10 protein-coding genes are annotated in these 14268 nt (G+C 62.0%); all 10 read right to left on the bottom strand.

What is annotated here, in order from left to right:
* Positions 1-22: 22 nt before the first annotated feature.
* The gene (locus B597_RS24975; protein ID WP_003296537.1) at positions 23-2401 is read right to left on the bottom strand and encodes a phosphoketolase family protein; all 2379 of its coding nucleotides are present in this window, start codon (positions 2399-2401) and stop codon (positions 23-25) included.
* A 38-nt stretch (positions 2402-2439) separates the two neighbouring features.
* Positions 2440-3315 carry a ribose-phosphate pyrophosphokinase gene (locus B597_RS24970; RefSeq protein WP_003296536.1) on the bottom strand — a complete coding sequence of 292 codons (876 nt, stop codon included), beginning with the start codon at positions 3313-3315 and terminating at the stop codon, positions 2440-2442.
* Between the two features lie 203 nt (positions 3316-3518).
* The gene (locus B597_RS24965) at positions 3519-4535 is read right to left on the bottom strand and encodes a lipid A deacylase LpxR family protein (RefSeq protein ID WP_003296535.1); all 1017 of its coding nucleotides are present in this window, start codon (positions 4533-4535) and stop codon (positions 3519-3521) included.
* A gap of 53 nt (positions 4536-4588) precedes the next feature.
* Positions 4589-5083 carry a universal stress protein gene (locus B597_RS24960; RefSeq protein ID WP_003296534.1) on the bottom strand — a complete coding sequence of 165 codons (495 nt, stop codon included), beginning with the start codon at positions 5081-5083 and terminating at the stop codon, positions 4589-4591.
* Between the two features lie 87 nt (positions 5084-5170).
* Positions 5171-6922: a PHA/PHB synthase family protein gene (locus B597_RS24955; RefSeq protein WP_024161580.1), complete on the bottom strand. Its 1752-nt coding sequence runs from the start codon at positions 6920-6922 to the stop codon at positions 5171-5173.
* A 180-nt stretch (positions 6923-7102) separates the two neighbouring features.
* Positions 7103-8308, bottom strand: coding sequence for a sodium/glutamate symporter (gltS, locus tag B597_RS24950; protein WP_003296532.1), 1206 nt, complete (start codon positions 8306-8308; stop codon positions 7103-7105).
* Entirely contained in the window at positions 8305-9546 is a 1242-nt protein-coding gene (locus B597_RS24945; RefSeq protein WP_003296531.1) for an acetate/propionate family kinase, read from the bottom strand. The genes gltS and B597_RS24945 overlap by 4 nt, the downstream gene beginning before the upstream one ends.
* Positions 9547-9622: 76 nt before the next feature.
* Positions 9623-10375, bottom strand: a complete 753-nt coding sequence (locus B597_RS24940; RefSeq protein ID WP_003296530.1) for an SDR family NAD(P)-dependent oxidoreductase — start codon at positions 10373-10375, stop codon at positions 9623-9625.
* Positions 10376-10418: 43 nt separating this feature from the next.
* Positions 10419-11843, bottom strand: coding sequence for a bifunctional enoyl-CoA hydratase/phosphate acetyltransferase (locus tag B597_RS24935; protein WP_024161578.1), 1425 nt, complete (start codon positions 11841-11843; stop codon positions 10419-10421).
* The gene (locus tag B597_RS24930; protein ID WP_226924938.1) at positions 11840-14221 is read right to left on the bottom strand and encodes a DUF3141 domain-containing protein; all 2382 of its coding nucleotides are present in this window, start codon (positions 14219-14221) and stop codon (positions 11840-11842) included. Before B597_RS24930 ends, B597_RS24935 begins: the two co-directional genes overlap by 4 nt.
* Between the last annotated feature and the right edge of the window lie 47 nt (positions 14222-14268).

Raw genomic sequence — 14268 nt, 5'->3', positions numbered from 1 at the left:
CTCTTGTTTGTGGGTTGTGAAATCAGGAACCGGCGCGGTCGCCGCGGACCGCGTCAGAACCACTTGAAATTCGCTCGTCGGTCGCGGCCGCAGCAACCTGCGAACTGTTCCGGCCGGTCACTTGCGCAGCGGCATAGATGGCGTCCACCCAGGTGCAGCGGTTGGCGATCAACATTCCAGCCACATCGAGCGTGCCGCCGCGGTTGATGTAGCCCAAAGCCCGCGTCTTCGAGGTGCCGCTGTCAATGCGGCGCAGCACACCCAGCATCGGCTCTGGGCGGGTATGGCTTATTAACACGCGAGGCAAGTGAGGCGGGAAGAGTGCTTGCAGGGCTTCGTCACCGACCACGAAGGTGGCCTCAAGGTCATCTCGCGGAATGCGCAGGCGGCCGGGTTCGATCACTACAGTGACGCACGACGCAAGTCCATGGCGCTCCAGGCGGGCGTGGGCTTTGAACGCTTCCTCCAACTGGTAGGCGCCAATCACCACGAACTGCAGTTGTGCTGTAGCCGGATCGCCGGCTACATGGGCTGCTCCGTGCTCAACCAGCGATTGAGCGGCGGCGGCGTTGAAGTGATTCGGCGTGTCGCGCTTGGAGACCACCACACAGGCCACTTGGCCCCGGCTGGCGTAGACCGCTCGCAGCGCGGCGGACGCCGTGTTGGCATCCACCGGGAACAACACGCGTGCGGTGTCCGACATCTCCCCCAGCAATGCTTCGCCAATGGTCGGGTCCTGGTGTGACTGCTCGTTCTTGCTGTTCTCCCAGGTGTGGGATGTGACGATCAGCGGGACGGAGATCCAGCCTGGCGGCTGGCCCAGCTCCTTCTGCCGACGCGCGAAGATGATCTCCTGGCGCATCAATCCAAGCATCTTGACCGCGAATGCCTCGTAGCTGACGATCAGGTTCAGCCCCCCTTTGTTGGCGAGGGCGGCGGCCGCAACGGCTTCTTCATTGAGTGCGGTGACCACCGAGCCATCCGTCGATTCCGGGACGCCGGGTTCGGGCACGTTGACGCGGTGCTTGAGCAGCGCTAGCGTGGTCCCCATCTTGTTGCTGGCCAGTTCATCGGGATTGCCGATCCGGATGCGCAACTGTGGATTTGCCTGCACTAGCTCCACGAACCAACGGTCCAGTGCGGACATGGCGCTGCCCGATACCTCAGTTGGCGCCCAGGCCGGCATCGGCAGATGAGGGCTCGCTGGATGGCGTAGGGCCATGGGGTGCTCGCTTTCGCGCGAGCGCTGGCTCTGGCCGTGATTCGCAAGGACGGTGAGCGCGTTTTCCAGTTCGCTCTCGGGCACGAACAGCGCCGCAGCCCCTGCGTTGAAGGCCTCGCGTGCCTGCGCATCCTCGCGCGGATTGCCGTTCAGCGGCAGGTTGTGGGCGGCATTGGTCGCCGCGCCCGGGAAGCCAAAACCTTTCTCCGTCTCGGCGATCACGTAGGGCAGCTTGACCGGATAGCGCCGATCCGAGCGTGCGGCGAAGGCGCTCAGCGTGTCTTCGGCTTCAACAATGGCCCATGCGATCGCCATCGGATCACGTCCATCAACGATGACCGGATCGAAGCCGTTGTGGCGCAGGTCCTCGGCCAGCCAGGTAGCGCCACCTTCCTGCACGATCTGGGTGCGCTGCTCGATGCGCCGTCCGTTGAGAATCATGACCGGGATGGCGAAGCCGCAGTCCTCGGCGCGCCACCAGCGCGGCGCCCAGTCCGAGCCACGTTGTTCCTCGAAAGCGCCATCACTGAGGAATGCCACCAGGCTTTCTCCCGGCAACGGCGTGTGCACATACTGCAGCCCGGCGAACCCCAGATAGCCGCCTTCGGAGATCGCGCCGGCCGTGTTCGGCCCGGCATGGCTACCCAGCGGTACCGCGGGCCGACCCTGCTTATCGATGGCATAGGAGTAGAAGTCCGCGATCAGGAGCGACAGGCCCGCCTCGCTGCGGTCGTAGCGTCCACGCTGGGCGGCGGATACATCGCCGGTCAGTGCGTTCACCGCCTCGATCGCGGCCACGCAGTGCCCCTGCCCCATGAGCCAGCCGCGTGTCGTCCCGGTCAGCGCGTTGGCCAACAGATAACCCACGAAGGCTGGCACCATGTTGAGCGAGCCGCCGGTGTGGCCTTCGGGCGTTTGTTTGAAATCATCGGAGCCCAGTGGGCAGCCGCTTCGGTCGATGCGCCGGGCATAGGTCATATGCGCCACTACGCTCATGGCCGTGCAGGCCACCCGGTCGGCTGCAGCCAGCAGCGCATGGGCCGAGGCTTCGTCTGCTATACGCCTTTGCGCGACCAGACGTTGCACTAGGGCCTGCATACGTTCGATGGTTTCAGACCTGTGCGCGATGGGCCCGTAACCAGCACGCCAATCGGTTGCGAGGTTAGCTTGAGAGGACATTTCAGGTCTCCTTGAAAATAGTTGGATCGATAAAAAGATCAGCCTCGCGGATCGGTTTTCCCGCTAGAGAGAGCGTCGGCAATCAGCGAAGCGAGACCAATCCGGTTACTCGGATGCGGTACTGCGTCGGTGGACGTAATTCGGGCAAACAACGGTGTCAATTGGGCCCAGGCATCCTCGGCGAACAGGGCATGCACCACTACGCACTCCGGCTTGCGCATTCCTTGCTCGGCGAGCGTGCGGCCTGATGATGCGATGTCGTCCACAAGCGCCGGCGTTCTGCCGCGCCAGATCGACAGGTCGGGAACATCGATGTCCACGCTGCGATCGCCATGGCGTGTCTTGCGAAGCACAGCGTGCGGTACGCCGATGCGGGACGCGATGGCGCCGGCCCACTGCTCGCTTTCCTCGTCGGGGCCCACGATCAAAGGTTCTTCGACATGATTCGCGATCCAGTCGGCCAGCAGTGGTGCGGCATGCAAGGTGATGGTGGGGATCGTGTAGACCGCTGATAGTGTCGGATAGCGGTGCAGATGCGGATCCACCGTGAGCAGCTTGTCGAAGGTCGATGAGACCAGACGTGCGAAGGACCGCGACGTCACGCTTTCTCCGTCATGGAATCGCTTGTCCTGGCGCATGTAGGCCAGATACGGTGCGATCAGGTTCACCTCTTGCGCGCCAAGTTCGCGCGCCGCGTCAGCGGCAAAAGCCAGAAGCAGGAACTGCGGATCAGGATGGGCCAGCGTGCAAATCACATCCACGATCCGATCGGCAGGTTCGCCATGCAACCGGACATAGCTCTCGCCATCGGGGAATCGGCGCGTTTCGATGCGGCCGGCTTCGCTGCCGCATGCCTGCGCGATGCCGCGGGCCAGATCTTCGTTGCCGGGTAGGGCCAGGGTGAGTCGTTGCATCCATTTATCTCCTTATTTGTTGTCCTTGGTCTCTTATCGAGCGCGGGTGCCTTATCGTTCAGCTCGCTGTGTTCACCTTGCCAACTGGCTAATGACGACGGCATTGGCAGTACTGCGTCGACGTGGTAGCTCCACAAGCAACCAGGCTCTTGTCATGAACAGCAACAGAGTGGCTTGCATGGCGTTCAAGGAATCGATCTGCATCAGAATCGCCGTCCTACGGTGATCGTTCCGTAGACCGGGATTTCCTTTTGTCCACGAAATTCGCGGGTGCGGTGGTAGCGGGCTATCGCGATGCGCCAGTTGCCCTGAGTCATCGCGATGCCATAGCCCACATCGGCCACGAATGGCCGTTTATCAACACTATGACTGGACTTGAACGTATTGCCGTCCAACGTGATGTCGTGCAAAACCCAGCGACCGTCGAGTGCCACGAACAGGTGCCCGTTCCAGTTGCTGCCAGCGGTCTTACGCACGGGCGAGGTGTTTTCTCCAGCCGGGCGCAGCGGTGCGGTGCCTAAGTCGTCCGGCAGGCGTAGGCCATAGCGCAGTTCTCCGCCGACATTCGCGTAGGTGGCGAAATTGCCCAAGCTGCCGCCCCAGTGGCGGGTCAGATCCCAACCCCAACCGCTGACGTTTTCTTGCCTGATGACTCGTGTTCGGCGTTCGTGGAGCAACTGCAGCACGGGTTCGTCGCGCAGTTGATGTCTCCAGCCATTGAATCTGTCCACTCCGACGGTGTCATGCCACCAGTTCTGGACTTGCCTGGCCTGGGAGGAGGGCCCCACCACCCCCACGCGGAGTTGCGAAGTGCGCAGCGTATCGCCCCGCCTCGCGTTATAGCCAAGGCTCAACATCAAGGCGCCCGCGAAAGGACGATCATCCTTGATGAGATCGCTGCGCGTTTTGTCGTTCGGGGTGTACATCATCTGCCCGAAGCCGATGGTCATGTTCTGTTCGTCGAAGCCTTGGGGTTGGAGCATCGTGAGAAAGCGATTCAGCCCACGGACGAGACGCGGTAGACAAGGGTCATCGCTATAGTCCACGAGGTTGGGGGAAACCCAACTGGCGAGAAACCCGTTGGAGTACCCTTGATCCTGTCCCATGCCGCCGAACATGTCGTTGTCGATCCGCAGATTGAGCGTTCCGGTCGAGCGCAGCGGATTGTCACGGTGGCAGGACTGTGCCTGCGCGCAGGCACTCAGCGACAGCAGCAGCAAGGTAGCTGCGACTCTGAGCCTCCATTCAGCGAGGTCAGTGGGCTGAACTTTCGTCACGCTGGCATGCCACCGTGCCCAGGGGTTGCAGTAGCAATGACAGAATGGGGCTGGCGTACCAGCATCACGGGAACCGGTGCGATGCGAGCGAGCTGCTCGGCATCGCTTCCCAGCAGCAGCCTGTCCACGCCCCGGCGTCCGTGAGTGCCCAACACCACCAGCTCGCATTCGGTGGCCAGTGCCTGCTGCGCGATGAGCACAGAGACGCGCTCGCCCTTGCTCTCCAGAAGGACGGTCTCTACCGTCAGGCCTTCCTGTCTCAGCCGGAGCGCCGCCTCGTCGAGCAGCTTCTGCCCGGCCGCCAGGAAGCCTGGCCTCACTTTTTCAATGTAGATTCTCGGCCTCTCGAAGCCGTTGCTGTGCTTCATCTCCTCGATGACGTGCAGCAAGATGATGGTTGCACCACTCAGGCGTGCCAACACTGAGGCGTGGTGGAGTGCCAAATTGGCGGTGGGACTTCCGTCAAGCGGAACCAGGAGTCTTGAGTACATGAACGTCTCCAGTTATCAGAGTAGGACGGGGTGCCAAATAGATATTGCGCATACCGTCCCGCAGTAGCGGACGCGGTATTCGCTTATTCAGCTGCGTACGTATTCCCCCGGGGCATCGCCAATAGTCGGGTATCCATTGAACTCAGACCCCATGAGCGGAGGTGCAACAACATCACCGGAACGCTCCTGGAGCCATCCCGACCATGCCGGCCACCACGAATCTAGATGCGTCTGTGCAGTGGCTTGCCACTCGTCCGGCGCCATGTACCCCTCATTCACGGCGCGCGTATGGATTTGATACTGGCGCTTGCCCCGGCCAGGCTCGCTCACGATGCCGCCGTTGTGCCCTCCGGTGGTCAATACAAAAGTCAGTTCGGCTGAAGACAGGAGATGCAGCTTGTAAACGGAGCGCCACGGCGCAATATGATCGGAGGCAGTGCCGACGCAAAACATCGGTACGGTGATGTTTCCTACTGAAACCGGACGACCCAGGACGGGATAGCGCCCTGCGCTGAGATCGTTATTCAGGTAAAGGCGTCGGAGATATTGCGAATGCATTTTCGCCGGCAGGCGAGTCCCATCGGCATTCCAAGCCATCAGGTCGGTCATTGGCCGGCGATCGCCCAATACGTACTCGTCAATCATGCGGGACCATACAAGATCGTAGGCCCGCAGTAGCTGGAACGCTCCACTCATCTGGCTTGAGCTCAAGTAGCCTGTTTGAGCCATACTGGCCTCCAATAGCGCCACCTGGCTCTGGTTGATGAACAGGCCAAGCTCGCCCGGCTCGCTGAAGTCTGTCTGCGCAGCCAGTAGACTTACGGACACCAGCCGCGTATCGCCATCGCGCGCCATGGCTGAAGCCCCAATAGACAGCAATGTCCCGCCCAGGCAGTAGCCGGCCGCGTGGATTCCCTGCTCGGGGACAATGGATGTCACGGCATCCAGCGCCGCACACAAGCCAAGCTCAAGATACTCATCCATGCCCAAGTCTCGATCACCAGCATCCGGATTTTTCCAAGAGATGCAAAAAACCGTATGGCCTTGTGCAACGAGATACCGTATCAGTGAGTTATGGGGAGACAGATCGAGTACGTAGTACTTCATGATCCAGGCAGGAATGATCAGTATCGGCTCAGGATGGACTTTCTCGGTGGTGGGCGTGTATTGAATCAACTCGATTAATTGGTTTCTCAGTACGACTTTTCCCTCCGTCACCGCCACGTCGCGCCCAACGACGAAGTTCTCGGTTCCCGCAGGAGGCTCGCCGGATAGTTGTCGGCGCAGGTCATCGAGAAAGTTGGACATGCCACGCGCCAGGTTGGCGCCTTGTTCTTCCATTGTTTTTTTCAGTACAACGGGGTTAAAAAGCGCAGAGTTGGTTGGCGATACCAATTCCAGCCATTGCTTTGCGCCAAACGCCAATAGGCGTTCGTGTTGTGGATCAACACCCCACACACCCTGCGTGGCTTGCTCCCACCATTTTGACTGAATAAGAAAGGAACTGCGGTAAAGGTTGTAGGGCCATTGATCCCATGCAGGATCATTGAAGCGACGGCCATAGGTAGGTGACGGTTCAGGAGGTGTAGCTTCCTGGTCCGGACTGACCAAGCTCTTCTTCAGCAGAGACATCCATTGCTCAGACAAGGAGCCTGCAAACGCCAAAAGCTCGGCTTGCTTTCCGGGGCTGTTCGCCAAATGGCTTGCCCAATCAGTCCAAGCCAACAGCGACGATTCAGGTGAAATTGAGGACCAAGCCTGGGCCCAAGCCATATGCGCTTGCATATCCATTGCCGGAACGATTGTCGATGAAGTATTACCTTTCTTATTTTTTGTCAAAACGCATTACCTCAATTGCTATTCAAATAGATGGAGCGCCCTCGTTTGAACACGGGGGTAGTTGTGCTCGCTTGTGTTCATGCACACCGGCACTCATGTCATCAGCGCTTTTGCGATGACACCGTGCCAGCGTGCTAGAGATGTCTCCGCCTGCCGGCGCATTCCGTTAATTCTTTCGTCTTAACCGGCCATCAGGCTGATCACCAGTGCGTTCGCAATGTCGATGACGAACCCGCACACCAGGGGCACCACAATGAACGCCTCGCGCGCAGCGCCATGCTCCCGAGTGACCGCCGTCATGTTGGCGATGGCGGTGGCGGTAGATCCCAGCGCGATTCCGCCGAAACCGGCGCACATCACTGCGGCTTGGTAATCCCTGCCCATTGCCCGAAAAACGATCAGAAGCACGAATGCGATGACCAGGATGATCTGCACCAGCATCGCCACGGTGATGAAGGCAAGCACAGGCTGCAGCTCCCAGAGCCTGAGGCCCATCAGCGCCATGGTCAGAAACAGGCCCAATGACATGTCGGAGATCAAAGCGATGCCCGGCTGCATGCTCGGCCAGTTCCATAGACGCCCGCGCCCACTCGGCCTCATCCAGTCGCCAATCATGCGCAGGAGAATGCCGGCCAGCAGGCAGCCCACAAAGGCGGGCAGCGTGACAGGGGTAAGCGCGACCAAGGCATTGATTCCTGAGCCCAACATCAAGGCGCAGTTGAGCCAGAGCAATTCCAGCAGCACGCCGTAGTAGTCCAGGCGGGCATGCTGCTCATCGCTGTGCAGCGTGCCAATTTCCAGGGCGCTGTCTCCGGAGGCTCGAAGCCGATGCCTGCGCATGAGCAGACTTGCGATCGGGCCACCGATGGTGCAGGCCACGATCAGGCCGATCATATTCGCCGCCAACCCCAGTTCCTGCGCCTGTGCAATGCCGAGGGTTTCAACGAAGTAGTCGGACCAGGCCAAGGTGGTGCCCACGCCTCCGGTAAGGGAAATCGAACCCACCATCAGCCCGGCGCGCGGATCCAGCCCGAAGGCGCGGGCCGTCTCCATCCCGGCCAGGTTCTGCAGCACCATGAACCCGATGGCCAGCCCCGACAGGATCAGCAAGGGCCGTCCACCATGGCGCAGTGTGCGGGCGTCGGTACTCAGGCCAATAGCGGCAAAGAAGTACAGCAGAAGCGCGTCGCGCGCTTCCAGATCGAAACTGACAACGATCCCCATCCCGTAGTACAGGAGGAAGACAACCAAGGCGCAGGCCAGGCCGCCCACCAGGGATTCCGGGATGCTGTATCGACGCAAGATGCCCGAACGCGCTACCAAGCCCTTGCCAACGAACAACAGCAGAATGGCGAGCGTGAATCCATGGAAGGCATCGATCTTCATCGCACCTTCTCCCTGTCCAGGCCGGACAGCGCATGGTTGGCGGCGATCCACTCTTCATTGGTGGGTTCGATCGCCACGAGGACCTGGCTGTGGTCGGTGGAAATCGTCGCTGCGTGGCTGGCGTTGGCGTCGGTATCCAGGGCAATGCCAAGAAAACCCAGTGCCGCACAGATGCGCTCGCGAATGAAGGCGTTGTGTTCACCGACACCCGCCGTGAACACCAGCATGTCCAGGCCGCCCAGAACAGCAATCAAGGCCCCGATCTCGCGCACGATGCGGCGCACGTAGAGGGCCAGCGCCAAGCGCGCTCGCTCACCCGTTTCGCCTGCATCGTTCTCGTGCCGGACAATGACGCGCGGCTCGGCCGAGATGCCCGAAACGCCGAGCAGACCGGACTCGTGATAGAGGACGCGCCCCACTTGCTCCAGTGAGAGCTTCTCGATTTCCATCAGGTAGAGCACCGCGCCCGGATCGAGCGCGCCGGTGCGGGTGCCCATCATCAGGCCGTCAAGCGCGGAGAAACCCATGGTGGTGGCCATGCTTTTGAGCCCTTGCATGGCGCACAGGCTGGCGCCGCTGCCCAGGTGGGCGACGACGGTGCGTCCCCGTGCAGCGTCGCCATGGCGCTCGGGCAAGGCCACCGCCATGTACTCATACGACAGGCCGTGAAACCCGTACCGGCGCAGACCGCGCTCCCATGCGGCATAGGGCAACGGCAGGATCTGCTCGACCTGGGGCAAAGTGTGGTGGAAGGCCGTGTCGAAGCAGGCCATCTGTGGCAGATCGGGCTGCTCCCGCAGCAGGATCTCCACGGCTTCGAGTGCGAATGGCTGGTGTAGCGGGGCCAGAGGAATGTAGCCCTTGAGGTCGGCCAGGACATTCTCGTCCACGCACACTGGCATGAAATATTTGCTGCCGCCGTGGACGATCCGATGGGCGACCGCACCGATCCGGCGACCGTCGAGCCGCTGACTGACACGATCACGGATGAGGCGCAGCGCGGCAGGATAGGGATGTGCCGTGTCCAGTTTGATCGGGAACGGCGCAACCCCGGTCTCTCCGAAATCCGGATCGGCACCGCCGATCCCCTGCACCTTGCCATTCCACAATGCCTGGCGAGGCAGTGGCGTGGCCGAGGGATCGAACACCGCAAACTTGATGCTGGATGAACCGCAGTTCAGTACAAGGATCAGTCCGTGCCCGGGGCGTCCGGAGCGGGCCGTGGTCGCATCCATCATGTCGTCCTCTTTTTGCCCGGCCCCGGTGACGTCGCCACGGTGTGCGGGTATGCCTGCACTCTCATCGTCGTCAGATTCAGCGTGCCGTGTAGCCGCCGTCCGCGATGAGCTGGGTGCCCGCAAAGAAGCTGCTTCCTTCCGATAGCAAAAACGCCACGGCATGGGCGATTTCGTCCGGGGTCCCCAGACGGCCGATCGGATGCAGGCCAACGGCCTCCTGAAGGGCCGATTCGTCCAGGAAATCCAAGATGGGCGTACGCACGTAACCGGGATGGATCGAGTTGATCCGGATTCCCTGGGACGCATAGGCCAGCGCTGCCGACCGGGTCAGCCCGGTCACAGCGTGCTTGGCTGCGACGTACGCGGGGTTCGCTGCATCGCCGACCACTCCCAGGATCGAAGAGACGTTGACGATGGCACCACCTCCTGAACGAAGGATCGCGGGAATCTGATGGCGCAGGCCATAGAACACGCCGTTCAGGTTGATATCGATTACCCGGCTCCAGGCGGCAGGGTCCAATTCCCCCACTGGGCTCTGGTCGCCACTGATACCGGCGTTGTTGACCGCAAAATGAAGGCCGCCGAACGTATCGACTGCGCAGGCCACAGCAGCCTCAACGTCATCGATGCGTGCCACGTCGGCCACATTGGCCACGGCTTGGCCGCCATCGGCGCTGATGAGCTTGGCGACGCGCTTCGCATTGTCGGCGCTGACATCCGAGACGACGACACTCAAGCCGTTGCTCGCAAGAAGTCGCGCGATGGCCTCGCCAATGCCGGATCCTGCACCGGTGACCAGGGCTACGCGGCCAGAAAATGAGTACTTCATAGTGTTTCCTCCAATGGGGTGGATACGTTGCTGATAAGTCGATTCACGGGGGTGACAGCCGATAGTGGTGCGCCAGCATCAGTGCAATCGCGCATGAGGCGATGCGTGTATCGCGCGAGTCGGCGCGGCTGGTCAGAATGACCGGCACTTTCGCTCCGAGGACGATTCCGGCGCTGGCTGCGCCGCCCAGGAATATCAACTGCTTGGCAAGCATGTTGCCGCTCTCCAGGTCAGGCACGACAAGGATGTCGGCCTGCCCGGCGACCTCGGAGACGATCCCCTTGGTGCGCGCAGCGGCGATGGAGATCGCGTTGTCGAAGGCCAACGGCCCGTCGAGCAGGCCGCCAGTGATCTGGCCGCGATCGGCCATCTTGCACAGCGCCGCCGCGTCGAGCGTGGCCGTCATCGTCGGGCTGACCGTCTCGACTGCGGCCAGGATTGCGACCTTGGGTTCGCGCACGCCGATCACCTGCGCCAGCTCGATGGCGTTGCGGATGATGTCTGCCTTCTGTTCCAGAGTCGGGGCGATATTGATCGCTGCATCGGTGACGATGAACGGGCGCGGATAGGCCGGTGTCTGCAACAGGAAGCAATGGCTGACCCGGCGCTTGGTGCGCAACCCCGCTGCTGCCGAAACCAGCGCGGACATCAGTTCGTCGGTGTGCAGGCTCCCTTTCATCAGGGCTTCGACTTCACCTGCGGCTGCCAAGGCGACGGCTTGCTGCGCAGCGGCGTGGCTGTGCGGGACGTCCACAATGGCGACGTCGGCCAGATCCAGCCCGGCCTCGGTGGCGACTGCTTCCAGCCGCCCTCGTGGCCCGACCAGCACCGGCTCGATCAACCCCGCGTGGCGCGCTTCGAGCGCAGCGGACAGGCTGGGGACATCGCAGGGGTGGGCGACGGCTACCCGAATCGGTTGCAAGTGCGCGACATGCGCCAGCAGGTGCTGCAGGCCTGTGCGGCCCTGCGCATCCGGATGGATTTCCGGCAACGCCGTGCGCGTTCTTTCAATGCGCTCAGTGGGCGCTACGACCTCTACCTGGCCCTGGAAAACCGCCACCCCCTCCTGGCTGGTGCAGGTGCAGTCCAGCGTGACGTGATGGGTGGCCGTGTCTTTGCTGCTCACCTGCATCTGCACGGTCAGCCTGTCGCCGGGCCGAATCGCCCCGAGGAAGCGCAGGTTCTGGCTGACATGCAGGGTTCCGGGTCCCGGCAGGCGTGTTCCCAGCACAGCCGAGATCAGGACGTTTGCACAAATGGCCTCGGTGGTGTCCCGCGAGGGCGAAGACACCGAAGATTCCGGATCCACATCATCGCCCGATTGCAGCGCGAACATCTGGATGTCTTGCGGCGAAAACGCGCGTTCGAGGCTGGCGCTGTCGCCAATGGCGATCTCGTCGAAGGTGCGGTTGCGCAAAACCTGCAATGCGTCGGCGGCGCCATCGACCGGTGCGGAGGACGTCGTCATTTGTCTTTCCCTCGCAGTGTTTGACTTGTGCGCGGCGCGGCTGGCGTCTTCGACGCCGTTTTCTTCTGAGGCGCCTTCGGCTTCGGCGAGGATGTCTTGGGTTTCGTGTCCACGACCGCAGCGGGGGTGTCACTGGCGGAGCTTGGCATGGCGGGCGCCGAAGCCGCCTGCGCCTGGTGGTCCGCCTGCTCGAACAGGGCGGCAACCTGCTCCAGCCTGGCTTGCTCCTGTGCGGACAGCACATCGCTGCTGCCGACCACCTGTACGATCATCTCCGCTACCTGGCGGATCTCATCAGGCGCTATGTCGTTCAGCAATCCGGGGATGGCGGACACCACGGCGTCCTGGTCGAGCCGCATCAGCAAAGCCTGCCGACGCACGAGGTGGCGAAAGGCCTGCATGTCGAAGTCGCTGCCCAGGCGGGGACGCACCAGTTGCTCTGCGTGCCGGAAGTGCCGCCCGTCGGCCTCGCCACGCGCCGCGAGCACGAAGAACAGTGCCCGTATGACGGCTTCGGCGAGCCCGCCGCTGTGAATATCCGCTTCGAGCCGTGTCAACTCTTGCGCCAGATACTGGCGATGCTCGGGCGTCTCGCTGGGATGGGGTCGCGGCGGTGCATCGTCGTGCAGGCTCTGTCCAGTCATGGCCTGCACCAGCGGCAGGCTGTACAGCGTGTCAAACGCCTGTGCGTAGATCTGGTCGCGGCAATCACGGAATTGATCCAGCATCTGTTCGACGGCGGTGGAAAACTGCGCCTGCAGTTGCAGGAAAGGGTTGGCCTCGGAGACGGGCTGACGATGGTCGCGCACGTGTTGCGCAGCCTCATGTACTGCGGCGGCGAGCGGATGCCTGTCAGACCACAATTCATAGCCCATGCGCAGCGGATGCAGCGGCTCCAGCCACTTCGCACCCTGGTCCGTGACCAGGGCACGCATCCATGGCTGCACGAAGCTGCGGTAGCAAGCCAGGTTGACCTCGGAGATCCGCGCAACGGCGGCGAACCGGCGATCGTTCTCAGGGTCGGGACGGACGATCTCACGGACTTCATCGATGTTGCTGCGCTGGATCCGAGTCAGGTAGGCGTTCCCGGTCGGCTCGCCTTCCTGCGACCCGTCGGGATTTTCATCGACCAGCATGCGGTGGATACCGGCCGGCAGCACGTCGATGACGTCGATGTTGGCGGCGAACTCCTGGTGCTCTTTACGCCCGACGCTGCCGGAGACGAAGATACCCAGATGCCCGATGCTGTCATGGGTGGCGTAGACGATGGTCTGGTCATGCCCCATCACGTCCAGATCGTTGCGGTACAGATCGGTGATCCAGCCCAGGGCCTGGGGCGGTGGCGTGATGTTGTCCCCATAGGAGCAGAACACCACGATCGGCGAGCGAATATTGCGCAGGTCGATGCGCACGCCATCAGACGTCACCAGCTGCGCCGTACTCAGTTTGTTGCCGATGAACAGGTTATCGACGATGTACTGTATTTCCACATCGTTCAGGAACACGTGGCCGCCCCAGTACTTCTCGAATTGCAAGTGGCGCGGGCCTTCCGTGTCGACCTTGGCGTACAGGTTGTACTGTTTGCTCCACAGCGTATTGGCCGGGTCCAGGTTCTCGAAGTTCTGTACCAGCCAGGCGCCGTCGAACCGACCGGCGCCCAGATCGCCGGTCAATGCCGTCAACCAACTACCGCCGGTCAGGCCGCCTGCATAGCGCATCGGCATGTCGCCCGCCCAGTACGACAGCGGCGCGCCGGCGACGATGATCGGTCCGAACAGTTCGGGCCAGACGGCAGCTGCCATCAGGATCTGCCAGCCCGCCTGGCAATTGCCGATGACCGCGGGCTTGCCGCGGCTGTCGGGGTGCAGCTCGCCGACCTTGCGCACGAAGGCCGCTTCGGCACGCATGACATCCTCGACGGTCTGGCCGGGAACGGGATCGGGCAGAAAGCCAACGAAGTAGCAGGGATGGCCTGCCTTCAGAGCAGCACCGACCTCGCTGTCGGGTTTGAAACCGCCGATGCCCGGGCCATGGCCCGCGCGGGGATCGACCACCACGAACGGCCGCTTCTTGGGATCGGCCGGCGCGTCGGCTGGCGGCAGGATGCGCACGAGGCCATAGTTGACTGGCCGCGGAAGCTCCAGCCCGGACATGATGACCTCTGAGGCGAAGTCGAGTACGTTCGGCGTCTGCTCCTGCAAATGCTCCTGGTACTGGTTGCCGCGTTGGCGGCGAACGTCGGCATACAGAATGGACCGCTGCCAGGCATCCACTGCATACTCGGTTGCCATCGCCGATAGTCGCAACGGGTCCCACAGCAACTGCCCCCAATCGGCCGTTGGTGATGTCGTGGTGTCTCGATTCATGGCGATGGGCATTCCCTCTATGATGAAACTGAAAAATTGAATGGAAAGGGGCCGCAGGC

This window comes from Stutzerimonas stutzeri KOS6, from assembly GCF_000307775.2.
Lineage (GTDB): Bacteria > Pseudomonadota > Gammaproteobacteria > Pseudomonadales > Pseudomonadaceae > Stutzerimonas > Stutzerimonas stutzeri_B.
This window is presented reverse-complemented; position numbering and strand designations above follow the sequence as displayed.